The organism is Nonomuraea thailandensis, from assembly GCF_024172165.1.
Taxonomy (GTDB): Bacteria; Actinomycetota; Actinomycetes; order Streptosporangiales; family Streptosporangiaceae; genus Nonomuraea; species Nonomuraea thailandensis.
On record NZ_JAMZEB010000001.1, the window covers coordinates 302,802 to 329,497 of the forward strand.

The 26,696-nt window shown below is 68.5% G+C and carries 21 protein-coding genes; 13 read left to right on the forward strand and 8 right to left on the reverse strand.

Going from position 1 to position 26,696, the window contains the following annotated elements; genetic code table 11:
• Position 1 precedes the first annotated feature (1 nt).
• Positions 2-1,009, reverse strand: coding sequence for a FecCD family ABC transporter permease (locus HD597_RS01420; protein WP_253739745.1), 1,008 nt, complete (start codon positions 1,007-1,009; stop codon positions 2-4).
• Between the two features lie 91 nt (positions 1,010-1,100).
• Here HD597_RS01420 and HD597_RS01425 point away from each other — a divergent pair, with 91 nt between their 5' ends.
• The 4 genes from HD597_RS01425 (at position 1,101) to HD597_RS01440 (ending at position 4,007) form a co-directional block, all read left to right on the forward strand.
• Positions 1,101-2,108, forward strand: a complete 1,008-nt coding sequence (locus HD597_RS01425) for an iron-siderophore ABC transporter substrate-binding protein (RefSeq protein WP_253739746.1) — start codon at positions 1,101-1,103, stop codon at positions 2,106-2,108.
• 351 nt (positions 2,109-2,459) lie between these two features.
• Positions 2,460-2,831 (forward strand): PhoD-like phosphatase N-terminal domain-containing protein, encoded by a 372-nt coding sequence (locus tag HD597_RS01430; protein WP_253740341.1) that lies wholly within the window; start codon positions 2,460-2,462, stop codon positions 2,829-2,831.
• Positions 2,832-2,892: 61 nt separating this feature from the next.
• Positions 2,893-3,477, forward strand: coding sequence for a winged helix-turn-helix domain-containing protein (locus tag HD597_RS01435; protein WP_253739748.1), 585 nt, complete (start codon positions 2,893-2,895; stop codon positions 3,475-3,477).
• Positions 3,474-4,007, forward strand: a complete 534-nt coding sequence (locus HD597_RS01440) for a transposase (protein WP_253740342.1) — start codon at positions 3,474-3,476, stop codon at positions 4,005-4,007. The genes HD597_RS01435 and HD597_RS01440 overlap by 4 nt, the downstream gene beginning before the upstream one ends.
• 129 nt (positions 4,008-4,136) lie before the next feature.
• Here the strand turns inward: HD597_RS01440 and HD597_RS01445 are convergent, their stop codons facing one another.
• Complete coding sequence (locus HD597_RS01445; RefSeq protein WP_253739750.1) at positions 4,137-5,129, reverse strand: quinone oxidoreductase family protein; 993 nt, start codon at positions 5,127-5,129, stop codon at positions 4,137-4,139.
• Positions 5,130-5,216: 87 nt separating this feature from the next.
• Here HD597_RS01445 and HD597_RS01450 point away from each other — a divergent pair, with 87 nt between their 5' ends.
• The gene (locus tag HD597_RS01450) at positions 5,217-5,360 is read left to right on the forward strand and encodes a hypothetical protein (RefSeq protein WP_253739752.1); all 144 of its coding nucleotides are present in this window, start codon (positions 5,217-5,219) and stop codon (positions 5,358-5,360) included.
• Between the two features lie 18 nt (positions 5,361-5,378).
• Positions 5,379-5,639: a MarR family winged helix-turn-helix transcriptional regulator gene (locus HD597_RS01455; RefSeq protein WP_253739754.1), complete on the forward strand. Its 261-nt coding sequence runs from the start codon at positions 5,379-5,381 to the stop codon at positions 5,637-5,639.
• A gap of 413 nt (positions 5,640-6,052) precedes the next feature.
• Here HD597_RS01455 and HD597_RS01460 read toward each other — a convergent pair whose 3' ends face one another.
• Positions 6,053-6,466, reverse strand: a complete 414-nt coding sequence (locus HD597_RS01460; RefSeq protein ID WP_253739756.1) for a hypothetical protein — start codon at positions 6,464-6,466, stop codon at positions 6,053-6,055.
• 198 nt (positions 6,467-6,664) lie between these two features.
• Between HD597_RS01460 and HD597_RS01465 the strand changes: the two genes are divergently transcribed.
• The gene (locus HD597_RS01465; protein ID WP_253739757.1) at positions 6,665-6,988 is read left to right on the forward strand and encodes a hypothetical protein; all 324 of its coding nucleotides are present in this window, start codon (positions 6,665-6,667) and stop codon (positions 6,986-6,988) included.
• Positions 6,989-7,117: 129 nt separating this feature from the next.
• Here HD597_RS01465 and HD597_RS01470 read toward each other — a convergent pair whose 3' ends face one another.
• From HD597_RS01470 to HD597_RS01480, 3 genes are all read right to left on the reverse strand, one after another.
• Entirely contained in the window at positions 7,118-7,738 is a 621-nt protein-coding gene (locus HD597_RS01470; RefSeq protein ID WP_308210559.1) for a transposase, read from the reverse strand.
• Positions 7,648-8,232, reverse strand: a complete 585-nt coding sequence (locus tag HD597_RS01475) for a winged helix-turn-helix domain-containing protein (protein ID WP_253739748.1) — start codon at positions 8,230-8,232, stop codon at positions 7,648-7,650. Before HD597_RS01475 ends, HD597_RS01470 begins: the two co-directional genes overlap by 91 nt.
• Before the next feature lie 594 nt (positions 8,233-8,826).
• The gene (locus HD597_RS01480; protein WP_253739759.1) at positions 8,827-9,270 is read right to left on the reverse strand and encodes a MarR family winged helix-turn-helix transcriptional regulator; all 444 of its coding nucleotides are present in this window, start codon (positions 9,268-9,270) and stop codon (positions 8,827-8,829) included.
• 90 nt (positions 9,271-9,360) lie between these two features.
• On the opposite strand from HD597_RS01480, the gene HD597_RS67190 reads away from it, so the two are divergent.
• The 6 genes from HD597_RS67190 (at position 9,361) to HD597_RS01510 (ending at position 24,996) form a co-directional block, all read left to right on the forward strand.
• Positions 9,361-9,675, forward strand: coding sequence for a hypothetical protein (locus tag HD597_RS67190; protein WP_443689981.1), 315 nt, complete (start codon positions 9,361-9,363; stop codon positions 9,673-9,675).
• Positions 9,594-10,382 (forward strand): zinc-binding dehydrogenase, encoded by a 789-nt coding sequence (locus HD597_RS01485; protein WP_425572352.1) that lies wholly within the window; start codon positions 9,594-9,596, stop codon positions 10,380-10,382. The genes HD597_RS67190 and HD597_RS01485 overlap by 82 nt, the downstream gene beginning before the upstream one ends.
• Positions 10,379-11,599 (forward strand): Rossmann-fold NAD(P)-binding domain-containing protein, encoded by a 1,221-nt coding sequence (locus tag HD597_RS01490; protein ID WP_253739761.1) that lies wholly within the window; start codon positions 10,379-10,381, stop codon positions 11,597-11,599. The genes HD597_RS01485 and HD597_RS01490 overlap by 4 nt, the downstream gene beginning before the upstream one ends.
• A 542-nt stretch (positions 11,600-12,141) precedes the next feature.
• Positions 12,142-17,985, forward strand: coding sequence for a LamG-like jellyroll fold domain-containing protein (locus HD597_RS65660; protein ID WP_308210545.1), 5,844 nt, complete (start codon positions 12,142-12,144; stop codon positions 17,983-17,985).
• 80 nt (positions 17,986-18,065) lie between these two features.
• The gene (locus HD597_RS01505; RefSeq protein ID WP_253739763.1) at positions 18,066-24,164 is read left to right on the forward strand and encodes a polymorphic toxin-type HINT domain-containing protein; all 6,099 of its coding nucleotides are present in this window, start codon (positions 18,066-18,068) and stop codon (positions 24,162-24,164) included.
• 82 nt (positions 24,165-24,246) lie between these two features.
• Positions 24,247-24,996 (forward strand): hypothetical protein, encoded by a 750-nt coding sequence (locus tag HD597_RS01510; protein ID WP_253739765.1) that lies wholly within the window; start codon positions 24,247-24,249, stop codon positions 24,994-24,996.
• A 176-nt stretch (positions 24,997-25,172) separates the two neighbouring features.
• Here HD597_RS01510 and HD597_RS01515 read toward each other — a convergent pair whose 3' ends face one another.
• Positions 25,173-26,108, reverse strand: coding sequence for a CPBP family intramembrane glutamic endopeptidase (locus HD597_RS01515; protein WP_253739767.1), 936 nt, complete (start codon positions 26,106-26,108; stop codon positions 25,173-25,175).
• A gap of 1 nt (position 26,109) precedes the next feature.
• Positions 26,110-26,658, reverse strand: coding sequence for a PadR family transcriptional regulator (locus HD597_RS01520; protein ID WP_253739768.1), 549 nt, complete (start codon positions 26,656-26,658; stop codon positions 26,110-26,112).
• Positions 26,659-26,696: the final 38 nt, after the last annotated feature.

Genomic DNA, 26,696 nt, shown 5'->3' on the forward strand with positions numbered 1-26,696 from the left:
CTCACATCTCCACCAGGCGGCGACGCCGTACTAGGGCGATGAAGAACGGCGCGCCGAGAAAGGCCGCGACCAGGCTCACGTCCAGCTCCTGGGGCCGCACGATCACGCGACCGGCGATGTCGGCCAGCAGCACCAGGCACGGCGCGACCAGCATCGACCCGGGCAGCCGCCAGCGGTGATCAGGCCCGCTGACGGCGCGTACCACATGCGGCACCACTAGCCCGACGAACACGATGGGCCCGGTCACCGCCGTCGCCGCGCCGGTCAGCAGCGTCACGGCCAGCGCGGCACGCACGCGCACCCTGCTCAGCCTGCGGCCGAGGGCGGTGGCGACGTCGTCGCCGAGGGAGAGGTTGTTCAGCGCGGGGGCGGTGCTCAGCGCGAGCGCGGCGCCGGCCGCGAGGAAGGGCAGGACGGCGAGCACGGTGGAGACCTCGTGCCCGGTCAGAGTCCCCGATGACCAGTAGCGGAAGCGGTCCAGCGCCTCCGGGTCGGTCAACGCCAGACCGCTGGTCAGCGAGTCGAGCAGGTAGGTGATCGCGATCCCGGCCAGCGCCAGCTTGATCGGAGAGGCGCCGCCGCGCCCCTTGCTGCCCAGCAGGTAGACCGCGACGGCGGCTGCCGCGGCCCCCGCAAAGGCGAACCAGACGGTGGCCAGTACAGCCGACAGGCCCAGCAGCCCCGCCGCGCACACCACCCCGAAGGCCGCGCCCGCGCTAACGCCCAGCAGGCCCGGGTCGGCCATCGGATTGCGCATCAACCCCTGCATGACCGCGCCGGCCAGCCCCAGCGCGGCGCCGACCAGGGCCGCGACCAGAGTGCGGACGGCCCGCGTGCCCGTGACGATGGCGATCACCTCGGGGTCCAGGCCGGCCGGGTCCACCAGCGCGGCCACCACCTGGTCCAGCGGGATGGGGCGGGCGCCGATGGCCAAGGAGAGCAGGCACAACGCAGCCAGGCAGACAACAGAGGAGAGCAGCAGCCGGGCAGGGCGCGGAGGGCGGTTCACGGACCTCCTTTGAGCAATAGGTAAGGCTTACCTTAATATCTGCCCTCATGCCGGCCGATCTCGGGGTCGGTCTGACCGGAGGAGATCCCCTATGCGCGTCCTTTGGCGTCTGGCGACAAGCCTGGCCGCCCTCGCCACCCTCACCGCCTGCGCGAGCAGTACCAAGACCGTCGCCGAGCAGACGGCCCCCGCCACCCCGGCGGCCACCACGGCCTCGACCTTCCCCGTGACCGTGGAGCACCTGCTCGGGACCACCACCATCAAGCAGCGGCCCCAGCGCATCGTGACCATCGGACTCAGCGACCACGAGCCCGTGCTGGCCCTCGGCTCCAAGCCGGTGGGCGTTACCGACTGGTTCCAGCGAACCCCCTTCACCGACTGGCCATGGACCAAGGACGTCTGGGGTGGCGCCCAGCCCGAGGTACTAGGCTTACGCGAGGACGGCGTCAAGCTGGAAAAGCTCGTCGCGCTCAAGCCCGACCTGATCTTCGCGATGTACTCCGGCATTCAGAAGGATGCCTACGACCAACTCTCCCAGATCGCCCCGGTCGTGGCCCAGCCCAAGGGCTTCGACCCCTACGCCGCGACTTGGCAGGAATACATTTCGCTGGCCGCCCGAGCGCTCGGCGAGGAGGCCAAGGCCAAGCAGCTCATCCAGGGCCTGGAGGGCCGCTTCGCCAAGGTGCGCGCGAACAACCCGCAGTGGAAGGGGCTGACCGCGGTCGCGGCCGATAGCTTCGAGGCCGGCAAGTACTTCGCCTTCCAGAAAGGCGACCCCAAGTCGGCCTTCCTCGCCGAGATCGGCTTCACCGTCCCCGAGGAGATCAACACCAAGGCGGGCAAGTCCAACGGGGTGGAGTTCGGCTCCGAAGGGCTGAACCAGCTGGAGGTGGACCGGCTGGTCTGGCTGACCACTGGCAAGGAGCCCTGGGACCGCATCAAGAACGACAGCGTCTACAAGGAGCTGAACGTGGCCAAGGAGGGCCGGGACCTGTTCCTGACCTACCAGGACCCGCCCATCGGCGCCGCACTGTCCTTCAACACCGTGCTGAGCATCCCCTATGCCCTCGACCAGGCGGTACCGCTGATCAAGAAGTAGCCCACACCCGGCCCGGGCACAATCCGAACACCGGATCCAGAGCGAGGAGGCTGCTGGTCAGCAAGACAGGCAAGGGCTCGACCTCGCGGGGCGAGGACAACGCTGATCACAGCGAGGGTCTGGCCGATCGGGACGGCGAAGGTGCGGCGAGTAGCGGGGCTCGTCCGCCTTGGCCGCCGCCGACACTCAGCAGGCTGGTGTGGCGACCGACGGCGTCCCTGATCGGACTCGCGCACACCCAGCTCACCTGAAGGCACCAAACCAGTCAAGACCGTCCAAGGGTTGGCAGAGACCGGCAGATTGCCGGCCCCACGCCATGATCGTGATGTGCTGGATAGGCGATCGTTCCTGATGGCGAGGCTGACGCCCGCCCTTCCCGCGAGTGCTGCCGCTGCGCCCACAGGCGAGCCCTTCACGCTCGGAGTGGCTGGCGGCGAGCCCGACAGTGCCGAGCTCGTGCTGTGGACCCGGCTGGCCCCGGTGCCGCTGGCCGCCGACGGGCACGGCGGCATGCCGCCCTGCCGGCGAGCGTCGACTGGCAGGTCGCCACCGACCCCCTTCCGCCGCACCGTGCGCCACGGCAACGCAGACACCGGTCCCGAGGTAGCGGTGGTGCACGTCGAGGTAAGCGGGCTGCAGCACCACGACCGTGGCCAGCAGGCCCTGCCGCAACCATCCGGCGACCCACCACGACCCGAGCCTGAATCCCGAAACTCCATCTGACCAGACCACCAAGATCTTCAGGACACTACAGAGGTTGAAAGGTTGAGGTGCTTCGGCGTGGTTGCGTGCCTTTCTCCTGGTCGGTGACTATGCCGGTGGGATGCGGTATCCGGATGGTGGTGGTCTGACCCCGGCCGCCAGGGCGAAGCGCGAGCAGGTGCGCATGCAGGCCGGGGAGTTATTCGCTGCCGATGTGCCACCGGCGCAGGTGGCCAAGCAGCTGAGAGTCTCACGGAAGTCCGCCTACGCCTGGTATCACGCCTGGAAGGCCGGCGGGCTGGAGGCGTTGCGATCGAAAGGGCCGAGCGGGTCGTCGTGCCGGTTGACCGAGCAGCAGGTGGCGCTGCTGGAACACGCCCTGGACGCCGGGCCGGCCGCCCACGGATGGGTCGAGGACCAGCGGTGGACGCTGGCCCGGGTGACGGCACTGATCGAGCAGTTGTTCCGGGTGTCTTACACTCTGCGTGGCACCTCCTACCTGCTGCACCGGCTCGGCTGGAGTCCCCAGGTGCCACAGCGCCGCGCCGCCGAGCGCGATGAGGAAGCCATCTCCACCTGGGTCAAGGAGACCTGGCCGAGCGTGGAAAAACTGCCCGGGACCAGGACGCGTGGATCTGCTTCGAGGACGAAGCAGGCCAGTCGCTGAGGCCACCTAAGGCCCGCACCTGGTCCCGCCGGGGACATACCCCGGTCGTCACCGTCACCGGCAAGGGCTCCGGACGCGTCTCCGTGGCCGGGCTGATCTGCCTCAAAGCCGGGCACCGCACCCGCCTGATCTACCGCATGCTGCTGTATCGCGGCCGCCGCGGGGAGCAGAAGGGCTTCCGCGAGGTTGACTACGCCCGCCTGCTGGATGCCGCCCACCAGCAACTCGGCGGGCCGATCGTGCTGGTCTGGGACAACCTCACCGCGCACCGGGACGCGCTGATGCGCAGCCTGATCGATTCTCGCCCCTGGCTGACGGTGTTCTATCTGCCCTCCTACGCCCCCGAGCTCAACCCGACGGAGGGCGTCTGGTCCCACCTCAAACGCAGCCTGGGCAATCTCGCCCCCGCCACTCTGGACCAGCTCGGCGCGCTGATCCGCACCCGGCTCAAGCGGATGCAGTACCGATCCAGCCTGCTGGACGCCTTCGTCACTCACACCGGCCTGACCCTCACCAACGGTCGGCAATGAACCCTGACCTTTCAACCTCTGTAGTGCCCGGATCTGAAACACTCGGCCCTCGTCCGCTACCAGCGCGTCAGGAAGGCTGAGCGGTGTTGATGCCGTTGACAGCCGGAGCCTCGGGTCGCTTGTTGCTTCCTATCCGACCTTGAGGGCCAGCTTCCCGACATAGTGATCGTTCAGGGCGCGATGCGCATCTGCGACTCGCGCCATCGGGAAGGTCCGGGCGATGTGGACCTCGAAGGAGCTCGCCTCGATGATCGCGTTCAGCCGATCGGTGGCGATGCGATCCCCGTCGTAGTGGATCACCTTCGCGGCCGGTGACGTTACGGGATCGGGCACGACACCGTTCGGCCACGCGATCCGTCCCGAGTCCTTAACCGCGCGAAGAGACCGTTCGGCGGTCTCGCCTCCCGCGGTGACCAGAGCTGCGTCGAGCCCGCCTGGTGCGAACTCCAATGCCGCGGCCAACACATCGACTTTGCGACCGTCGATGGCGTCGTCGGTGCCCAGCCGCCGGGCCAGGGTGACACCGTCGTCACCAGAGGCCACGGCCAGCACTCGGATGCCGCTGTGCCGCGCCAGCTGCACGGCCATGTGCCCGACACCCCCGCTGGCCCCGAAGACCATGAGCGTCTCGTCCGGCCGCAGGCCGAGCAGGTCGAGGCCGCTCAGCGCGGTCAGGGCATCCCAAGCCATCGCGCCGGCCTGTTCGGTCGGCATCCGGTCGGGCACGCGCGCCACGAATTCCGCCTCAACGAGGCCGTACTCGGCGTAGAAGCCGCCACGCGACGCCGGCATCGTCGCAGCGTACACACGCTCGCCCACCTCAAACCGGGTGACGTTGCGCCCGACCGCGGCCACCGTGCCCGCTGCGTCCCAGCCGAGGACATAGGGGAAGGCCGACGCGATGCCGAAGACACCGTCGTAGTACCCCTCCCGCTCGACCGCGTCCCAGGACGCGACCCCCGCGTACTCCACCCGGATGAGGACGTCGTCGTCGCCGACCTCCGGGCGCGGTATCCGGCGCGACGAGAGCTCATCGATTCCGCCGAACCGGTCAAGGACGACCGCGTTCATCTGCGGCACCACGCGCGCGCCGCTCGCTGCGTCCTGAACTCTGCTGTCCATCGGCCCTCCTTATTTTACTTGAGTGACTCAAGGACATTGGACCATGATTACTTGAGCGAATCAAGCACATCCTCTAAACTGGGAGCCATGGCGCTGCCGAACAGACCCGCAACCACCTCGTCCGAGGCCGAGGCCGTCTTGTTCGACCTGGTCGACGTATATGACCGCGCCTATGAGGCGGCCGCGGCCGAGCTGTCCCTCAGCCCGGCGCAGGCGTGTGTGCTCGGGTGACTCGATGAGCCACGCGGCATGGGCGCCCTGGCCGAGGAGCTCGGCTGCGATGCCTCCAACATCACCCAGATCGTCGCGCGCCTCGAAGCGCTCGGCCTCGTGACCCGCGAACCGAATCCCCGGGACCGCCGCGCACGACTCGTCGCGCGAACCCCCCGAGGAGACGAGATCAACCACCGGTTCGCAACAGCCTTCACCTTCGCCCGCACGGCGATCGGACGACTCTCACCCCACGAACAGGACCAGTTAACGGCGCTGCTGCGAAAAGCGCTGGGCTGAAACGCACCCGCAGCCCCACCCAACCAAGGTGGATCCAACGGCGGGGTTCGGGGATGGCTGCCTTAGACGTCGGCGGCGTGCTCTGCTCGGACATGGGGCGCGTTCAACGGGCGGCTCGCCACGGTGAGGATCGCCTGGCCGGCCATGGAGGCGAATGGAACCGCGAGCGGGCCTGGGGCGAGGCCGAAGACAGCACTACCACGATGGCCAACCTCCGCGCGGCCGATACGCCGAGCCAGAGTCGGACGGGGACCCGGCATGACCAGCGCAGACATCGACGACGTGCTCGTCCCCGCCACGGTGTGGCGTCCCGGCACAAGCACCGCGCGCCCGAGTACCGCCACGACGTCCGTGGGCTTGGGCGGGCACGGTGGCGGTCATGGTGGCGGTCATGGTGGCGGTCATGGTGGCGGTCATGGTGGCGGGGGAGTGGTCGGCGCGTTCGGGCATACAGCCTCGCCGCTGCTGCCACCCAGCCCGCTGGTGGACTCGGTCGGGGACCTGCCGGGCTGCGGCCGAGTCTCCGGGCCCGTGATGGCGGCGCGGTGTCCGGCGTCGACGTCGACCTCATTGACGCGCTGCGCCGTAGTTGCGGACGCACCGGTGTTGGTAACGGAGAACGTGCCGGTGCCCAGCTCTGGAATCTGCAACTCCAGATCCCCGTCCATGGTGGTCAGCTCGGCCTCGATAAGCGCTTGGTAGATGGTCTCGGCCGGCGTACCGGATTTGCTCGTTCGCTTCGGAGGTCTTCGGGACGGCAGGAACCTCTGACAGGGCAGGCTGGTCCAGGGCCAGAGATTCACTCGATAGCCCTCGCCGTTGAACACGACGCGCTCCATCTGGATGACGCCCCGCTGAGTGGTGTCATTACATGATCCAGTCGTTACGGGGCGAGCTCAGCGGCTGATCGCTCTTTCCTCCGGTCGCCCAGGGGTCGTGAGCTGTTTGTCTACTCCTACGCCTGTGCCTGCCTCACGCTTTCCGCTCGCCAAGGGTCGGAGTTCCTCCATAAAGGAGACGGCCCGGTGAAGGAGCGGAATGGTGACCGACCCACCTTCTACAAGGGCGATCTGCAGAGCCTCGAGCACCTGGTTACGATCGACCCGCTCTTCGTCACACCGTTCAAGATGGTAGTAAACGCATTCCTCGCAGTCTTTCATTACGAAACCACGAGGCCGAGCAGCTCCTTGACCGAGACAGGCAGAGCACCGGGTGCGTACGCTGCTCCGTCCAACGAGAAGAAGGATTCGAATATCGAGCCGCTGCTGCGCAGGAGCTCATTTCCGTCGGCCCTGGCCATTCGGAAGGTCTTCGGGGAAGGCGTCACCTTCAGATGTTCGCGGGGATGACGGGTGGTTTCGGCCTGAGGGCCTGTGGAGCTGGACATGCAGCCATTCTGTTCTGCCGAACCGGCATCCCGCCAACAATGATTTCTGTAGGTGCCATCATGGACGCTACAGAGGTTGAAAGGTCAGGGTTCATTGCCGACCGTTGGTGAGGGTCAGGCCGGTGTGAGTGACGAAGGCGTCCAGCAGGCTGGATCGGTACTGCATCCGCTTGAGCCGGGTGCGGATCAGCGCGCCGAGCTGGTCCAGAGTGGCGGGGGCGAGATTGCCCAGGCTGCGTTTGAGGTGGGACCAGACGCCCTCCGTCGGGTTGAGCTCGGGGGCGTAGGAGGGCAGATAGAACACCGTCAGCCAGGGGCGAGAATCGATCAGGCTGCGCATCAGCGCGTCCCGGTGCGCGGTGAGGTTGTCCCAGACCAGCACGATCGGCCCGCCGAGTTGCTGGTGGGCGGCATCCAGCAGGCGGGCGTAGTCAACCTCGCGGAAGCCCTTCTGCTCCCCGCGGCGGCCGCGATACAGCAGCATGCGGTAGATCAGGCGGGTGCGGTGCCCGGCTTTGAGGCAGATCAGCCCGGCCACGGAGACGCGTCCGGAGCCCTTGCCGGTGACGGTGACGACCGGGGTATGTCCCCGGCGGGACCAGGTGCGGGCCTTAGGTGGCCTCAGCGACTGGCCTGCTTCGTCCTCGAAGCAGATCCACGCGTCCTGGTCCCGGGCAGTTTTTCCACGCTCGGCCAGGTCTCCTTGACCCAGGTGGAGATGGCTTCCTCATCGCGCTCGGCGGCGCGGCGCTGTGGCACCTGGGGACTCCAGCCGAGCCGGTGCAGCAGGTAGGAGGTGCCACGCAGAGTGTAAGACACCCGGAACAACTGCTCGATCAGTGCCGTCACCCGGGCCAGCGTCCACCGCTGGTCCTCGACCCATCCGTGGGCGGCCGGCCCGGCGTCCAGGGCGTGTTCCAGCAGCGCCACCTGCTGCTCGGTCAACCGGCACGACGACCCGCTCGGCCCTTTCGATCGCAACGCCTCCAGCCCGCCGGCCTTCCAGGCGTGATACCAGGCGTAGGCGGACTTCCGTGAGACTCTCAGCTGCTTGGCCACCTGCGCCGGTGGCACATCGGCAGCGAATAACTCCCCGGCCTGCATGCGCACCTGCTCGCGCTTCGCCCTGGCGGCCGGGGTCAGACCACCACCATCCGGATACCGCATCCCACCGGCATAGTCACCGACCAGGAGAAAGGCACGCAACCACGCCGAAGCACCTCAACCTTTCAACCTCTGTAATGCTGCGAGCAGTGCCGAGAAGGATGCGCTCAGCGGTTCGTTTCGCCTGGGTCCGCGGCCGTTGTCGCGAAGGGCTTGGCCGTGCCGGAAGAGCAGCGGGTGCAGCGAGAATCGGCCGGAGCGGACCGTGTACGCGGCCAGCCCCGCGGGTAACGGAGCAATGAGCTCATTTCACCCTGACGGCGCTGGTCATGATGGTGTGCGCAGAGCGGTGGCGGGTGAACAGCAGGTTCCCGGCAAGACAGCAGTCGACCAAGATCCGATGCCGCAAGCGGGAGCCTCCTCGGTGGCGGCGGTTAGCCAGCGGATGAGTGCGGCCACGTTGCTCGACGATCGGCCGGATTCACGCCGGCTGGCGTACGTGATCCAGCCGGTCCAGGGAGCCTCCACCGAGTAACGCCCGCACGCCTCCCCACACGGCACCGACAGCCGCCCCGACCGCAGGCCGGCCATTCAAGACCATGATTGATCGGCCCGGCGACGATGCCCGAGGCATCGCCTTTGTGGGGCTGCTCCGTCGTGCCCACCAGGCCGGAGCGCTTACCCCGCCCGGAGAGGTCAGCTGTCCGGTTCCCGTGTGCCGTTGAGTGCCTTGCGGAGCAGGGTGGCCAGTTGGTCTTGTTCGCGGGTGCTGAGGTTGGCAGTGGCAGACCGGGCGAACTTGAAGGACTTCTCGAAGGCGGCGTAGAGGGCGGTTCCATCAGGGGTCCGGACGATCTGCCGGGAGCGGCCGTCGTCAGGGTGGGGGCGGCGGTGGACGAGATCGCGTGACTCGAGTCTACGGATGATCTGGGTGATGTTGGACGCGTCGCAGCCGAGTTCGTCGGCCAGTTCCCGCATCCCGATCCGCCGGGTGAGCCGCCCGAGCACACAGGCCTGCGCCACGCTCAGCCCGTGCTCCATGGCGGCGGTTTCGTATGCGCGGTCGTAGGCATCGACGAAGTCGAACATCGCCCGTTCGGCATCGGTCGACGCGGTGACGGGCCCCGAGGGTACGGCCATAAGGTCATTCTACCAAGAACTTGATGAACTCAAGTATATGTGCCAAGCTGAATGCTTGATTGGCTCAAGTATCTGCAGGAGGTATTTCCGATGACGGTCACCAGCAAGGGCCTGGCCCGGGAGCGGCACCTGGCGCGACGGCCGCAAGGTCAGCTGTCGGCTGACGACTTCACACTGGTCGAAGCCCCGATTCCCGAATTGCGGCCAGGTCAGGTCCTGGTCCTGAACACCCACTTGCCGGTGGACCCGTACATGCGTGGCCGGATGGACGACCACCCGTCCTACATCCCGCTGGGCGCGCCATGGGAGGGGGAGCGGTCGGCGTGGTCGTCGAGTCCCATGCGGACGGTGTCAAGCCGGGCCAGGTGGTTGAGCACTTCCTGGGGCTGCGCGAGGCCACCGTGATCGATGCGGCCGGGGTCGTCGCGATCGACACCGACGATCTGCCCGCCGAGATCTATCTCGGTGTGCTCGGCGCGACGGGCCTGACCGCATGGCTGGGCATCACCCAGGTGGCGCCGGTGCGGTCCGGCGACACGGTCTTCGTCACGGGAGCGGCCGGGGCGGTCGGGAGCATCGCCGGTCAGATCGCCAGGCTGCGGGGAGCCAAGCAGGTGATCGGCAGCGCGGGATCGTCCGCCAAGGTGCGCCATCTGGTGGACCACCTCGGTTTCGCCATCGCCTTCGACCATCACGATGATGCGGTCGGTGAGCGCCTTGCGCAGGCCGCACCGGACGGCATCGACGTGGTGTTCGACAACGTCGGCGGCGCCCAACTGGAGGCCGCGATCGGCCATCTCCGGGTCGGCGCCCGGCTGGCCCTGTGCGGGATGGTCGGCCAGTACGGTGGCCGGGAGCCGCACGGCCTGCGGAACCTGTACGAGCTGGTCACCAAGCGGGCGACCGCGCGCGGCTTCCTGGTCACCGACCACCAGGACCAGCTGCCCGCCTTCCGCGCCGAGGTGAGTTCCTGGGTGCGCTCGGGCGAGATCGTCCACCGGCAAACGGTGCTGGACGGCATCGAGCGGGTGCCCGAAGCACTGCTGGGCCTGTTGTGCAGCGGAGCGCCCGCGATCGGCAAGACCATCGTCCGGCTTCAGGGGCAGGCATGACCCGCACCGTGCTGGTGACCGGAGCCCGAGGCAAGACAGGCCGCGCGGTGTCTGCCCGGCTACGCCGCGCCGGGATCCTCGTCCGCGCCGGGTCATCGCAGCCCGCCAGTACACCGGAAGCGGGGACCAAGTCGACCCGTTTCGACTGGCATGAACGGGCGACCTGGCACGAGGCGGCCGCAGCCGTGGACGCGATCTACCTGATGCGTCCTGACCTTCCCGCCGCCCCCGACCTCGTCGCCGGTCTGATCGAGATGAACCCGGACACGCATGTCGTCCTGCTGTCCGAACAGGGAGCTGAAACCCTCTCACCGGGCCACTGGGCACGCCACGTCGAGGACGCAGTCGTCACCCGGACCGCTGCCTGGACCCTGCTCCGTCCGTCCTGGTTCCACCAGGTCCTGACCGACCCCCGGTTCTACCGTGACACCATCCGGGACGACCGCGTCCTGAGCCTGCCCTCTGGCGGCGCCCCGATCGCGTGGGTGGACGTACGCGACATCGCCGACGTTGCCGTGGCCGCACTCCGCACGCCCGAGGATCATCACGGCCGGGCTCACACGATCACCGGCTCGGAGAGGCTTCCGGTCGCATCCGTCGCGCACAAGCTCTCCACCCGCCTCGGCCACCAGATCCGCGCCGAGGACCCGCCCCCGATGGAGACCCTCCATGGCCTCGACCTCTGGACGGCGGACATTCTCGACGATCTCTACCGCCGCGTCCGACACGGCGGTTTCGGCGAGCTCTCACCAGCCGTGAAGCAGATCACCGGGCGCGAGCCCACGTCCGTCCCAGGACGTGCTCGGCATCCTCGATGCGGTGACGGGACGCCCGGGACTCTCAGTGCTCCGGTTCCTGGAGGACCACCGCGCTCTGTCCACCTGAGCCGTCGCGGCAGGCGGCGGCTGAGCCGTGTCACGCGAGCCGAGCCCGGACATCAAGGCGAAGATCGCGTCGATGTCGCCGCCCTGCCCGGGGTCGTCGGCGATCCCGGACCAAGGTGCTGGCAGAAAGCCGCCCAGCCGGATCAGCGCCTCCTGGACGAGGTCGGCGGCGTCGTGGGCGTTGCGGGTCGGCACAAACCCGTACCGGTGCAACACGCCGCCACGGGCTCGTACTACCGCGGCTACAGGGGAGTCGACAACGGTGAATGGTACGACTCCCGATGCAGGCCCGGAACGAGCCGGATAGAGCCCTGGATTCAGGTGGCCCCGTAAGAGAAGCGCTGGATTAGGCTGTACGCCGTCAGAAGGAAACGCTCGGCTTCGATCAGGTCGCGCCGTCGCAGCGCCATGCCTCGTAGGCCGTCCGCGCCAGGCATTGCGTGCACTCTTTGTGGAGTCGACGGGGTCTGTTGCCGAATAAGTGACAACCACCGTGTTCATCCTGCCAATGTTCCCCCCGCCTCTCGGCTTCCGATCAAGGGTGTGAAATAGTCGCCCACGGCATGGTCGTGTCCGGTCAAGAGTCGAAGAAATGGTGTCACACATGGTTTCTCTCTGAGAGCGCCTTCAGTGGCTGTGGTCGCGGAGTCTCCGATCGTCCCGTCGCCGCCACGGGTTGACCTTTCCGCTCGCCTGTATTCGGCGCGGTTCTATTGACACGACCTTTCTTTTTCGCACGGGGGAGATTTGCGATGCCACCAACGGGGAAAATCCGCGGCTTAGTGAGCGCTGCCGCGATATCGTCACTCATCGTTCAGTCCCTCTTCATTGCTCCTCGTCCCGCAACTGCGCAGGCGGCTACGTCCGGGCCGCCGGTGGCCGAGGCGCGTGGCACCGGGGAGGCGGTGGCGGCGGCGCGCGCGCAGAAGTCGCCGGTGGTCGTCGCGGATCTGACGACCGAGGACCGGCTGGTGCGGGCTCAGCCCGACGGCACGCTCACGGCCGAGCTGAGCCCTGGCATCGTCCGGGTACGGCGGGACCAGGGCTGGGCGGCCGTCGACACGACCTTGGAGCTGCGCGCGGACGGCAGGATCGCGCCGCGCGCGGCGGCGGTGGATCTGGCGTTGTCCGGGGGCGGTTCCGACGCGCCGCTGGTGCGGTACGGGCGTGCGGGCAAGTGGCTGGAGCTGTCCTGGCCCGGCACGCTGCCCGAGCCCGCGCTGTCGGGGAACACCGCGACGTACGCCGAGGTGTTCCCGGGAGTCGATCTGGTGATGCGGGCCGGCGCCGATGGTTACGCGCAGTACCTGGTGATCAAGACGGCTGAGGCGGCCAAGCGGCCGGAGGTGGCCTCTGTACGCCTGGGGCTGCGGGCCGGCGGGCTGAAGGTGCGCGGCAAGGCGAAGGGCGCGCTGAAGGCGGTGGACGACCGAGGAGAGGTGGTGTTCGAAGCCCCGCCGTCGCTGATGTGGGATTCCGGCGAGCAGGCCAAGCAGGCTGTCGCCGCGGTGGCGGTCGATGAGGAGTCGCTGACCTGGAAGCCGGACCAGAAGCTGCTGGCCGATCCGGCCACGCGGTTCCCCGTGACCGTTGACCCGGTGTGGACGAGCCCGGCGCGCACGGGCTGGGCCAAGGTGCTGTCCGGCTACCCCAACGATGAGTACTGGGACGGCGGCATCGACGGCGGCGAGGCCAAGGTCGGCAAGTGCTACCCCGACCCTCACTGCGCCGGAATCGGGGTCGCCCGGTCCTACTTCCAGTACAACACGGCCATCCTCAACGGAAAGACCATTCTGCAGGCGACGCTCAACACCACCGTCACCTACGGCCCGGCCTGCGGCACATGGCGGGAGCACCAGGTGTATCTAGCCTCGAGCCCCATCTCTCGCAGCACCAACTGGATCAACAAGCCAGGCGGCAACCTGGTGGATACCAAGGGCGTCGACACCGCCTACGGCGGGTGCCCCGAACACAAGCCCGTCGGGTTCAACGTGATCGGCGGCATCCGGACCAACGACGTGTCCACGTACTACCTTCAGGCCACGGACGAGAACGACGGGTTCGCCTGGCGCAAGTACGACCCCGTTGCCACGGTCCTGGTCGTCCGCTACAACACCGCGCCCAACGCCGCCTACGAGCTGACCACGGACCCGCCGCTGCCTGCCCCGTGCCGCTGGTGCGGCGGCATCCCGTACATCGGGGATGCCTCGATCCGGCTGAAGGGCAGGCTGTCGGATCCCGACAACGACCAGATCCGTCCCCTCTGGGCCATCTATCCCGACGGTTCGCAGGACCTCCGCGATCAGGGCCCCACCGGCAACAGCGGATCGGTGTTCAGCACGGACCTGAACCTGACCGGCCATCACGGCAAGAAGGTCGGCTGGCTGCTGCGGGCGCACGACGGCGCGGCGGCGGGCCCGCAGACCGAGGGCCCGGGCTTCGTCGTGGACCAAGTGGGCATTGGCGTGAAACCGAAGGTGACGGGAGTTCTCTACCGGGACGACAACCGGTGGCACGGTGGCGTGGGGGTGCCGGGAAGCTTCACGTTCGAGCCCGCGCAGGAAGTCGCCGCCGGGCAGGGCGACATCGACCACTACGTCTACGGCTGGCAGGATCCTCCGACCACCCGGGTGGACGCCGACGCCCTGGGCGGAAAGGCCACGGTGTCTACCGCGCCGCTGCGTGACGGGCCCAATGACCTGTACGTGCAGAGTGTGGACCGAGGGGGGCACCACAGCCCGACGGCGAGGTACCACGTCTATGTCCGCGCGGGGAACGGCCCCTACGGCAAGTGGCCGCTGGAGGGCAGCGCGGAGGACAAGGCGTTCCTGGGCGCGCGTGACGGAACGTTGGCCGGGTCGGTGTCGTATGCCAAGGGCGCGGTGGGTGACGGGCTTGCCTTCGAGACCACCGCCGCACCCGGCGTGATGACGGCCGTCGAGGGTGTGCGTACTGATGCGAGTTTCTCGGTGTCGGCCTGGGTCAAGCTGGACGCGGCCGCGACGACCACCGCGGCGGCGAGGGCGGCGGTGAGCCAGGACGGGGCGAACTTCGCCGGGTTCGTCCTGTGGTACCGGCCGGACAACGGCGGCAGATGGGTGTTCGGCATGTCCAGGTCCGGTGACACCTACAAGGGCACTGACATGGCCTCCTCCACCTCGGCGCAGCCGGGCGTCTGGACGCATCTGACCGGCGTGTACGACGCCGGGCTCAACCAGCTGAAGTTGTACGTGAACGGCGAGCTGGACGAGCTGGCGGGCACGGCGGACCGGGCGGGCGCGCCCTGGCACGCCGCTGGGCCGTTCCGGGTGGGCCAGGCCAGGTGGAGCGGCACCTCGGCGGACGGGTGGGTCGGCGCGATCGATGAGGTCCAGCTCTACGACCGCCCCCTGTCGGCAGCGGAGGTCCAGGCGACGGTCAGCGCGGACAACGTCCATCTCGGGCATTGGCCGCTGGATGAGACGGCGGGCACCACCGCGGGCAACACCGCGCCGGGCGGCCAGAGCGCGGTCCTGTCGACGGGCGCGACCTTCGCCGCCGACCCGCAGCGCGGCCAGGTCGTGAAGCTCGAGGGAGGCCACCTCAGCACGCACGATCGGGTGCTGAGCGTCGACCGGAGTTTCACCGTCGCGGCCTGGGTCAAGGCCGGCGCGAGCGCGACGGGATCACACGTGATCCTCTCCCAGGACGGCAGCACCACGAGCGGTTTCCAGCTCCAGGCCGCCGCCGGCCGGTGGGCGTTCACGATGTTCCCCCAAGACGTCGACGGAGGCGGCGGCCAGCCCGTCCGCGTCCAGGGACCGGCGATCTCGGGCGACTGGACCCACGTGGCCGGAATTTACGACGTGCAGAAGCAGCAGATCAGGCTCTACGTGAACGGCAGACCGGCCGGATTGCTGCCGCACCGGCAGATGTGGGACGCCAACGGGCCCTTCACGATCGGACGCGGCAAGTGGAACCGGCAGCCGTCCGACCTGTGGCCGGGCTCGGTGGACCAGGTCCGGGTCTTCAGCCGGGTGCTGCCGGAGGCCGAGATCCAGGGCCTGGTCAGCATGGACGGCGTGGCGGTGGGCCGGTGGAAGCTGGACGGCGAGGTCCTGGACGGCTCCGGCCACGGCCGGCACGGAACGGTCGAGGGCGAGGTCGCCTGGGCCGCGGGCCAGAGCACCTATCCGGACCCGCACGACCTGGCGCTGCAGCTCGACGGCGCTCGCGGGAACGGGGTCAGAGCCGCTCACGTGGTGAACACCGCGCAGAGCTTCTCCGTGGCCGCCTGGGTCAGAGCCGACAAGAGCGACATCGGCCAGTTTGCGGTCTCCCAGGACGACTCCTTCCGCCTGGGAACCACCGCCGCGGGCGCGTGGGCGTTCACGATGTACGACGCGGCCGCCCCAGCAACCCGCTCGTCACCCGGGTACCCGGCGTGCGCCCTGCCGCCCTGCGGCACCACGGCGACCGGAGGCGCGATCAAGACCGGCGCGTGGACGCACCTCGCGGCGGTCTACGACGCCGGAGCCGAGCGCATGTCCCTCTACGTCAACGGTGCTCTGGTCGGGTCCGCCGACCACACTCAGACCACCGATTCACAGGGCCTGCTGCGCCTCGGATACATGCAGAAGAACCGCTTTCCCGGCGGCTACCTCGCCGGTGCGCTGGACGACGTGACCCTCTACAGCCGGACGCTGTTCAGCGAAGAGATCAAGGTGATGTCGGGCCGCGACCTGTCCCTGGTGCACCAGTGGCGTTTCGACGAGCCCGGCGGCGGCGAGGCGGGCGACGCGGTAGGGGCCAGGCACGGCACGCTGGCCGGCGGCGCCGGGTTCACGGGCGGGCGGGTCGGCAACGCGATCACGCTGGACGGGGTGAACGACAGCGCCTCCACCGACGGTGTCGACGTGCGTACCGATGACAGTTTCACCGTGACCGCCTGGGTGCACCTGTCCGAGGAAGCCTCGAAGAACTGTGATCTGAGCGAGCCGCCGTACTCCTGCTACGCGACGGCGGTGAGCGTGGACGGCAACCGCTCCAGCAAGTTCCGGCTGGGCTTCGTCAAGGACGACGACGAGAACCCGGACGGAGCCTGGACCTTCGAACTGCCCGAGGAGGACAAGGACAACGCGCCGGTGACCAACGCGGCCGTCTCCGCCCGTGCCTCCGACTTCGACTCCTGGGTCCATCTGACCGCGATCTACGACCGTCCCGCCAGGTCGCTGGTGCTGTACGTCAACGGTGAAAGGCAGGGCGAGGGCAAGCTGCTCAACCCGTGGAAGCCGACCGGCGGGGTGCAGATCGGCCGCGGCAGGGCCAACGGCGCCGACAGCGAGTTCTGGCCGGGCCACGTCGACGACGTCAGGCTCTACACCGGCGCCCACGACAAGACCAGGGTCAAGAGCCTGTTCGCGTCCTACCCGCCGGCCCAGGGTGCGGCCACCCTGCCCACGGACGCGGTGGGTCAGTGGAAGCTGGATGAGGGCACCGGGACCACCGCCGCCGACAGCCGGGGCACTCACCCCGTCACGCTGAGCGGCGGCGCCGCCTGGATCGGCGGGCGCAGCGGCAACGGCCTGTGGCTGGACGGCACGTCCGGCTACGCGCAGACCGCGGGACCGGTGCTCGACATGGGGCCCGCTTCGTCCGGCTTCTCGGTCGCCGCCTGGGCCTACGTCGCCCCTTCCGCGCCCGCCCAGTTGGAGCGGGGCACGATCGTCGCCCAGGACGGCACGCGCACCAGCGCCTTCGCGCTCACCTACGACCGCGCCGCCGGCACCTGGGCGGCGGAGCTGGCCGGAACCGACTCCGACGATCCCCGCACCGTGCTGAGATCGGTGGAGCCCGTGCAGCTCGGCAGGTGGACCCACCTGGCCCTGGTCTACGACACGCCACTGAGACAGGCGCGGCTCTATGTCAACGGCGTCCTTTCCGCCGTGCAGGTGGGCGTCTCCGTCTTCGATGCCGGGGGCCCGCTGACCATGGGCAGGGCCCTGCGGAGCGGTGTCCCCGCGGACTTCTTCTGGCGCGGAGTCGATGACGTGCGGGCGTTCTCCCGGCCGCTGAGCGACGGAGAGGTCCGCCGCGTGCACGACGACGTGCCGGCCCTCGCGTACGCGCGCTACACCTTCGACGACGGCACCGCGAACGACTCCTCCTGGCGAAAGGCGCACGCCACCCCGTCCGGGGGCACGTCCTTCGTGCCCGGAAAGGTCGGCCAGGCGCTGCGACTGGACGGCACTTCCGGCTCGGCGGCGACCTCGACGCAGGGCGTCGCGATGGTGGACAGCTTCACGATCTCGGCCTGGGCCAAGCTCGACAGCACGGCCGAGACGGCCACCGTGGTGGGCCAGGACGGCTCGCGGATGAGCGCGTTCGTCCTGCAGTACCGGGCCGGACTGAACCGCTGGGTGTTCGGCGGGCACGCCCGCGACGCCGACGGCGCCGAACCGGTCTACGCCCGCGCTGCCACGGCTCCCGAGATCGGCCGGTGGACCCATCTCACGGGTGTCTACGACTACGCCGCCCGCCGGCTCCGCCTCTACGTCGACGGGAAACTCGCCGGCGTCAAGGACGGCGTGGCGCTGTGGACCGCGGCCTCGGCCTTCAGCATCGGACGCGGGCGCGTCAATGGGGAGTCCGATGACTACTTCCCCGGGGCGATCGATGAGGTGTGCCTCGACCTCGGACAGGTTCCTGACGCGGTGATCGCCCAGCGCGCCGCCGCCTGAAATCTGATGGCAGTGAATTGACCAGGACAGGGGGACAGATGTTACGGCTCATTCGAATGGTGTGCTCGGTCATTGCGGCGGTGCTGGTGGTGACCCAGCTTCTTGTTGTTCCCCCTGCCGGCGCCCAGGCGGGCGGTCCGTCGGTCGAGCTGCCCGAACTGGCGTCGGTGGCCGTGACCCAGCAGACGATGGGGGAGCGCCAGCCTGATCAGGCGAGCCGGCAGGCGTTGAGGGGTGACCAGCCGGCGGCCGGCCATTCGCTCGACGGTGCGGGGCTGACGACGGTGACGCCGCTGTCAGCGTCGGCGTCGTGGGATGTCTCCGCGCATACCGGCGATTTCACGTGGTCGTATCCGCTGCGGGTGCCTCCGGCGCCGGGCGGTCTGGAGCCCGGCCTGACGCTGGGGTACGCCTCCTCCGTCGTGGACGGCAGGACCAGCACCGCCAACAACCAGACCTCCTGGGTGGGGGAGGGCTGGGATCTGTCGGCGGGGTTCGTCGAGCGCCAGTACGGCGGCTGCAGCGATGACGACATGGGCGGGACCACCCCGCCCAAGACCGGTGATCTGTGCTGGCGCAGCGACAACGCCTTCGTCTCCTACCCGGGTGGCAGCGGCCGGCTGGTCAGGAACGACGCCGACGGCGTGTGGCGGCTGGAGGGCGATGACGGTTCGCGGATCGAGCGGCTGACCGGGGCGGACAACGGCGACGCCGACGGCGAGCACTGGAAGATCACGACGCTCGCGGGTGTGCAGTACTTCTTCGGTTCCCGGCGTGCGTCGGCCTCGGCCTGGACGGTGCCGGTGTTCGGTGACGACGCCGGGGAGCCGTGTCACGCCGCCGCGTTCGCCGCTTCGTACTGTGCGCAGGCCTGGCGGTGGAACCTGGACAAGGTCGTCGACCCGCACGGCAACGTGATCGTGTACACGTACGAGGCGGAGACCAACTCCTACGGCCTCAACGAGCGGGACACGGCGGTCGGCTACGTCCGGGGCGGCGCGCTGAGGTGGGTGGAGTACGGCCTGCGTGAGGGCTCGACGGCGATGGCCGCCGGCCAGGTGGAGTTCACGCTGGGCAATCGGTGCGTCCCAGGCAGCGAATGTGTCACCAGCAAGAAGGACAACTGGCCCGACGTGGCGTGGGACGCCAAGTGCGACACCGCGACCTGCCCGGACCAGCACGCGCCGACCTTCTGGTCGGCCAAGCGGCTGGCCTCGATCACGACGCGGGTGCTGAAGGACGGGAAGTACCAGGATGTCGACTCCTGGGAGCTGGAGCACGCCTACCCCGCTGCCGGCGACGGCGAGAAGCCGGCGCTGTGGTTGAAGGGCATCAAGCACACGGGCCACGTCGGTGGCGCCGCGTCGCTGCCGGCGGTCACGTTCGAGGGCACCAGCGCGCCCAACCGGGTGCACGCGGTCGACGGCATAGCGCCGCTGAACCGCTACCGGATCACCGGCGTGGTGTCGGAGAGCGGCGGCGTGCTGACGGTGGTCTACGCCAAGCCCGAATGCGTCGCGGGCGGCACCATGCCGGCCAGCGCGCACACGAACACGCTGAGGTGTTTCCCCGTCACCTGGGCCAAACCCGGCTATGCCGAGCGGACGGACTATTTCCACAAGTACGTGGTCGCGCAGATCACCCAGTCCGACCGGATCGGCAGCTCATCGGAGCAGGTCACCGGCTATGAGTACCTGGACGGCGCCGCCTGGCACTACGACACCTCCGAGTTCACCAAGGACAAGAACCGCACCTGGAACGAGTTCCGCGGCTACGGCCGGGTGCGGATCAGGACCGGCATGCCCCAGGGCGAGTCGGGCCCGGTGGAAATGGCCGAGCAGCGCTACTTCCGCGGCATGGACGCGGACGCGCAACCGGACGGCGGCAAGCGCACGGTCACGGTCACGGACAGTACCGGCAAGGAGCGCCAGGACGACGACTGGCTGCGCGGCCGGCTGCTGGAGTCCATCACCTACGACGGTGAGGCCGGCCCGATCGTCACCAAGACGATCAGCACGCCGGCCACGACAGGGCCCATCGCGACCCGGGGATCACTGAAGGCCTACCGGGTGCGCACGGGCAGCGTGGCCACCTACACCGCGCTGGAGGCCGGTGGCTATCGCACCGCACAGGTCGACTACGCCTACGACGATCACGGGCTGGCCGTGACGACCAGCGACCTGGGCGACGTCACCACGCCCGACGACGACCAGTGCACCACCACGACCTATGCCCGCAACACCGCGGCCTGGCTACTCAACCTGCCCGCCCGGGTCGACACCGTGGCCCTCGCCTGCGGCAAGGACCCGGAGCTGCCCAAGGACGCCGTCTCGGCCGTCCGCACCGCCTACGACGGCCAGGACTTCGGCCAGCCGCCCACCAAGGGCGATGTGACCAAGGCCGAGGAGGCCACCGAGTGGCCGGCCACCGGGCCGGTGTGGAAGCCGGGCTTCACCGCCACCTATGACGTTCATGGCCGGCCGTTGAGCAGGAGCGACGCCCTCGGCCGTACCAGCCGGTACGGCTACAGCCCGGCCGAGGACGGCCCGCTCACCCGGATCGAGGAGAGCAACCCGGCCGGGCACACCTCCTTCGCCGACCTGAACCCGGCGTGGGGACTCCCTATCAAGATCACCAATGCCAATGGCCGGGTCACCGAGGTCGCCTACGACCCTCTGGGCCGCAAGACCGAGGTGTGGCTGCCCAACCGGATCCGCGACCTCGACGGCGGCAGCGTCAAGTACAGCTACGAGATCAACACCGACGCGCCGTCGGTGGTCACCACCCAGGCCCTCGGCCCCAACGGCGTGTACATCACCTCCAAGACACTGTACGACGGGCTGATGCGGCCGCGGCAGCAGCAGGCGCCCGCCGTGGGCGGCGGCCGCCTGCTGACCGAGACCCGCTACGACTCGCACGGCCGTGCCTTCCAGAGCACGCAACCGTACTTCAACGACGCCGACGTCGACAGCAAGCTGTGGTCGGCCCGCGACACCGACGTGCCGGGGCTGTCGCTGACCCGCTTCGACGGGGCCGGGCGGACGAGCGAGGAGGTCTTCCAGGCCGGCGCGCAGGAGAAGTGGAAGACTAGCTACGCCTACGGCGGCGACCGGGTGCACGTCACCCCGCCCAAGGGCGGCACCGCGACCACCACGATCATCGACGCCCGTGGCCGGACCACCGAGCGGCGCCAATACCACGGCCCCGCCCCCACCGGCGTCTTCGACGGCAGCACCTACGCCTACAGCCGGGCCGGCAGACCGGCCACGATGACCGACCCGGCGGGCAACGTCTGGCGCACCACCTATGACCTGCTCGGACGTCCGGTGGAGACTACCGACCCGGACTCCGGCACATCGCTCATCACCTACGATGCGGCCGGTCAGGTGACCACTGTCACCGACGCCCGCGGCAGCGTGCTGGCCTACTCGTATGACGCCCTGGGCAGGAAGACCGCCGTCAGGAAGGGCTCGGCCACCGGCCAGGTGCTGGCGGAGTGGACCTACGACACGGTCACGAAGGGCAAGGGCTACCTGGCCTCGGCCACCCGCTATGACGCCGAGGGCAACGCGTTCATCAACGAGGTCACCAACTACAACAAGCTCGGCCTGCCCCTCGGCAGCAAGCTGACCATCCCGGCCACCCCGCTGACCGAGACCCTGGCCGACACCTACACCACCACGATCAAGTACAACCCCGACGGCAGCCCGGACGCCACGGTGCTGCCCGCCGCCGGCGACCTGCCCGAGGAGACCGTCGACTACTCCTACGACGATCTCGGCAAGCCGACCACGCTGCTCGGCGGCCTGGACGGCGGCACCACCACCTACGTCGGCAGGACCGACTACACCGGCTACGGCGAGGTGGCGCGGATCGAACTGGGCGAGGGCGAGCGGCGCGCATGGGTGTCGCGCTACTACGACACCAGCACCCGCCGACCGGAACGGGTGATCGTCGACGCCGAGGTGCCGCAGCCGATGCAGGCCGACATCGGTTTCACCCACGACCCGTTCGGCAATCTCACCGGCATCGCCGACACGCCGCAGGACAAGCCGGCCGACATCCAGTGCTTCCGCTACGACCATCTGCGCCGGATGACCGAGGCGTGGACACCCTCGGCCGCCGACTGCGAGGCCGACCCGAGCGTGGCGGCGCTGGCCGGGCCCGCCCCGTACTGGCACTCCTTCGAACTGGACAAGATCGGCAACCGCCGCACCGAAACCCAGCACACGGCCGGCGGCGACATCGTGCGCACCTACGGCTACCCCGACGCCCAGCCGCACACGCTGACGTCGGTGGCCACCACGGCGGCCGGCAAGACCACCACAGAGAGCTACCGCTACGACGCCACCGGCAACACCGTCCAGCGGCCGGGCCAGAACCTGAGCTGGGATGCCGAAGCGCGCCTGACCGAGGTCACCCCGGCAGCGGGCAAGACCACCCAGTTCCTCTACGACGCCGACGGCAACCGGCTGATCCGCCGCGACCCGACCGGCGCCACCCTCTACCTGCCCGGACAGGAGCTGCGACTCACCGACGCCACCGGCGCGCGAACCGCCACCCGTTACTACACCCACCAGGGCGCCACCATCGGCCTGCGCGACGCGGGTGGCGTGACCTGGCTGTCGGCCGACCACCAGAACACCATCCACACCGCTATCGACGCCGACACCCTGAAGGTCACCCAACGCCGCCAGACCGCCTTCGGCGCGCCCAGAGGAACACCCGCCACGCTTCCGGGCGAACGCGGGTTCGTCGGCGGGACCGTCGACGCCTCCATCGGGCTGACCACTCTGGGCGCCCGCCAGTACGACGCGGCCACCGGCCGGTTCCTGTCCGACGACCCGATCACCAACGCCGCCGACCCGCAGCAGGTCAACGGCTACGCCTACGCCAACAACAGCCCCGTCACCTACAGCGACCCCGACGGGCTGCTGCCCAAGTCCTGCCCCGACGGCGTCTGCTCCGACGGCCGCTGGGGCGCCCACCAGAACCGCGCCAGCAACCCGGCCGACACCTACAACCCGCCCGTCAACCACGGCTCGAGCAACACGATCAAGGGCGGGCCCTGCGGGGCGCGTCCATGCTGGAAGCACCACGTGGTCCTCCCCTTCGGCGGCAAGAAGTACCACCGCGAAATGGAAGATCACCCCGTAGCGGCCTTCGTGGCGGAGGTCAGCGGATTGGACGCCGTCCAGACGTGTCTGGAGAATCCTGGCTTCGAGGACTGCGCTCTCGCCTTGGCCGAAGTCACCCCCCTCGGAAAGCTTCCGAAGGTGGGCAGGCTCGGCCGGAAGGCCGATGACTGCCTGTCCAACAGCTTTGTCCCAGAGACTCTGGTGCTCATGGCCGATGGGACCCGCAAGCCCATCGGCAAGGTGAAGATCGGCGACACGGTGCTGGCCACCGACCCCGAAACCGGGAAGACCGCCCCACGCAAGGTCACCCGCCTGATAGTCGGCGACGGTGAGAAGAACCTGGTCCAGATCACCACGGACACTGTTGGCGACAAGCAGCACGCCAAGGGCGCCGTGATCGCGACAGACGGCCATCCCTTCTGGGCAGCCGACCTCCGCAAGTGGGTCACCGCCGCCGAACTCCGCGTCGGCATGCTCCTGCGCACCAGCGCCGGCACCCATGTCCAGATCACCAGCGTCAAGCGGTGGACTGCCATCGAGCGGGTCCACAACCTCACCGTCGACGACCTGCACACGTACTATGTGCTGGCCGGGGCCACGCCGGTCCTGGTTCACAACTGCAGGGATAAGGTCTGGGAGCCGTTCCGTGAGGGTGTCGACCACACCGACCAGGGAACCCTTCCGGCAAGTGCAGGAATTTCTCCTGGGTCCCCTCTCGATGCGGGCGAGTATCACTTCATCGTCCGCCAGGACGGCTCTCTGCGCGTCATGCAGAACGAGTCGATGTGGGGTCTCAATCCGGACGCCGGACATACATCCCTGGGTGACCGTCAAGGGGTGCTCATGGCAGGCCTGTTCGATGTCAATTCAAGCGGTGCGATTTTCAGGATCGATAATTTCTCCGGTCATTACCGTCCAATAGAAACCCCGGGGTACACGCCGTTGCGTGACATCACCCGCGCTGCCTTCCGACGGCACGGTTGGGACTTCGCCGACGACGCCTGGGACTACTACATTGGGCCTAATTCGTCTCAGATGTGAAACATGTTCGCTGGGGGCAGTTTAGTGAGGCCGCCCCCAGCGGGCTTGAAACAACCGAAGGACTACTTCTTTCGATGCGGCGGTGCTGATGGGCCATCCGACATACCCCGATTCCGGTGTGCTCCTGGCGCGTCTCGTGCGGAGTCAGGAAGATGGCCTGTCCCGCGACACCGGTCTTCCCGTGGGTGAGTTCTCTCCGATTCCCGCGGGCCAACCCCCGACCGAGGAATTCCTCCACCGGCTTGCAGAACGGCTTGGCATGCAGAGCCATGACCTATTCCTCGTCGCGGGTTTGGCCATTCCGGATGACGCGTTGCTCTTCGACGAGGAAGCTGGTCGCGAGCTCCCCCAACTGGTGCGACATGCACTCCACTTGCCCGCGTCCGACAGACAGCGGCTACGTGATTTCGCCCAGTCCCTGGTTGAGGTACGGCCAGGAAATTTCTCCCCCAGGAGACAGCGCCCTTATGAGCAGTATCCCCCGGGATTCGGTTCGCTCCTTGTGCGCATGCTTGCCCTCCGGAATCTGGGATGGACCTCGGCGGCCAAGGTGATGTACCTGATGTCCGGGGTCTACCTTTCGGCTGCGACCATCGGCGCGGTAGGGCGTGGAGTTAAGCCGATCGACGCTGAGCTCCTCAACGGCTTCGCAATCGTGCTCGGAATTCCGGTCGCTGTCCTGGCATCCTTGACCGGTGTGCACCAAGCAGCAGCAAGTAACAGATATTCGCCGGAGAATGTCGACACGGCCGCCTTGCTCTGGGATGTGCGGCATTTGACCGCGGGGCAGGTGCGGGAAGTGTCGCACTTGGCAGATGTGTTGGGTCGATGATGACGTGAAGCCAGGCCTTACGGACATTCTTTTACAGGATCAGTTACAGGCGAGGTAATGCCTGGTGCCGGCGGGACAGGCACAGGAAATTCTAGGCAAGAGCAAGGTCTCCCTCTGCGCGTCTCGACCGTACGGCCGCTCAGTGCCCTTACTGCCCACGTGCCACCAGTCGCCGGTTACCCTTCGCTGACATATGGGGTGGCGCTGTCCTTGCCCTGGCCAGGCGCTCCGCCGTACGGCCCTCTGGCTGCCCGCGAGGGCAAGCGCCACAGCAGGAGCGCCGCCACGGCAAAGAGCAGGGCGGTGGCGAGCGAGTTCGGGGCGAGACCGAGCAGCGCGTCTCCGTGGCCCTGGAAGGTGAGGTGGCCGCCGATCAGGAGCGGGGTCGTCAGGGCGTTGCTGATGGTGTGGAGGACCACGCCAGGCCAGATCGAGCCGGTCCGCACCCGCAGTTCGCCGTAGAGGACGGCCAAGATCATGAGACCCGCGAGGAGGGTTGGCACGTACACCGACCACGGCAGCGACGTGGTGCGCAGGAAGTCGGACTGAGACATCCACACCGTGTACAGCGGCAGGTGCCACAGTCCCCAGACCAATCCGACCAGGAGGTGCGGGGTCACGCCGGGCAGGCCGAGCGCCATGGCGGTGCGCGTGCCGTAGCCGCGGAAGATGAACTCCTCCAGCGTGTTCTTGATCAGGAGGAAGGGGAGCGCGGCGACCGCAGCGGTGAGAAGGGGCTGCTGGCCGGGACTGGGGGAGGAGGAGAAGGCCGCGGCGCCGGTCACGACGGCGACGAGCACAGGGACGGCGGTCGCGATCAGGGCGAAGGCCCCCGCGAACGCGAACCATCGGGTCCGGCTTGTGAAGCGCAGGGTGAGACCGAGCGGCCTGGCCCCGTCCCGGCTGAGGAAGTGGAGGGCGAGCGCGACCAGCGCGGGAACGGCGATCCACAACCCCTGACCGTTGGTGCCGCCGCTGGTGGAGGAGACGCTGCCGGTGCCCGTGGCTTGGCCGGTGTAGTGGTCCATGGCGGCGAACAGCCAGCCGCAGCCGGCGGTGACGGCCGCGAAGATGGCGAAGTTGACGCGGGCGCGCAGGGGGGAGAGGGGCATGTCAGGATGCTCCATTCGTCTGGTCGAGCAGGGTGAGGGCCTCGTCGACCCAGGCGATGACGGCTCGGGCGCTGTGCTTGCCGGCCGAGATGGTGGTCTGCATGTACGGCAGGTCAGGAGAGCCGGCGTCCTCGACCGCGACGCTGCGGGCCAGGTCGTCGTATTGGGCCAGGCTGCCTTCAGCGTCCGCCTTAGCCTGCAGGAGGAGCTCACGACACTTGGCCGGGCCCAGTGCGCGGCCGAAGAAGAGGCGAAGCAGGAGGCCGTTGCGCGGAGGCGTGGTGGTGACGGGTTCGCTCAGCAGCTCGTGCAGGCGGGCCATGCCAGAGGCGTTGATCGCGAAGACGGACGATCCGGCTCGCGGGCCCTCACGGCGTTCGACATGACCCTGCTGCTCCAGAGAATGGAGGCAGGGGTAGATCTGGCCAAAGCTCTCGCTCCAGAAGTGGCCGAGGACATCCTTGATGACTTCTCGCAGGGCATAGGCGGTCATGGGCTCCATGTTCAGAGCCCCCAGCACGGCCATCTCGGTCTGGCTTCGGCGCACCATCGACAACCTCATATCTGTCAGATATTTCTAGTAGATAC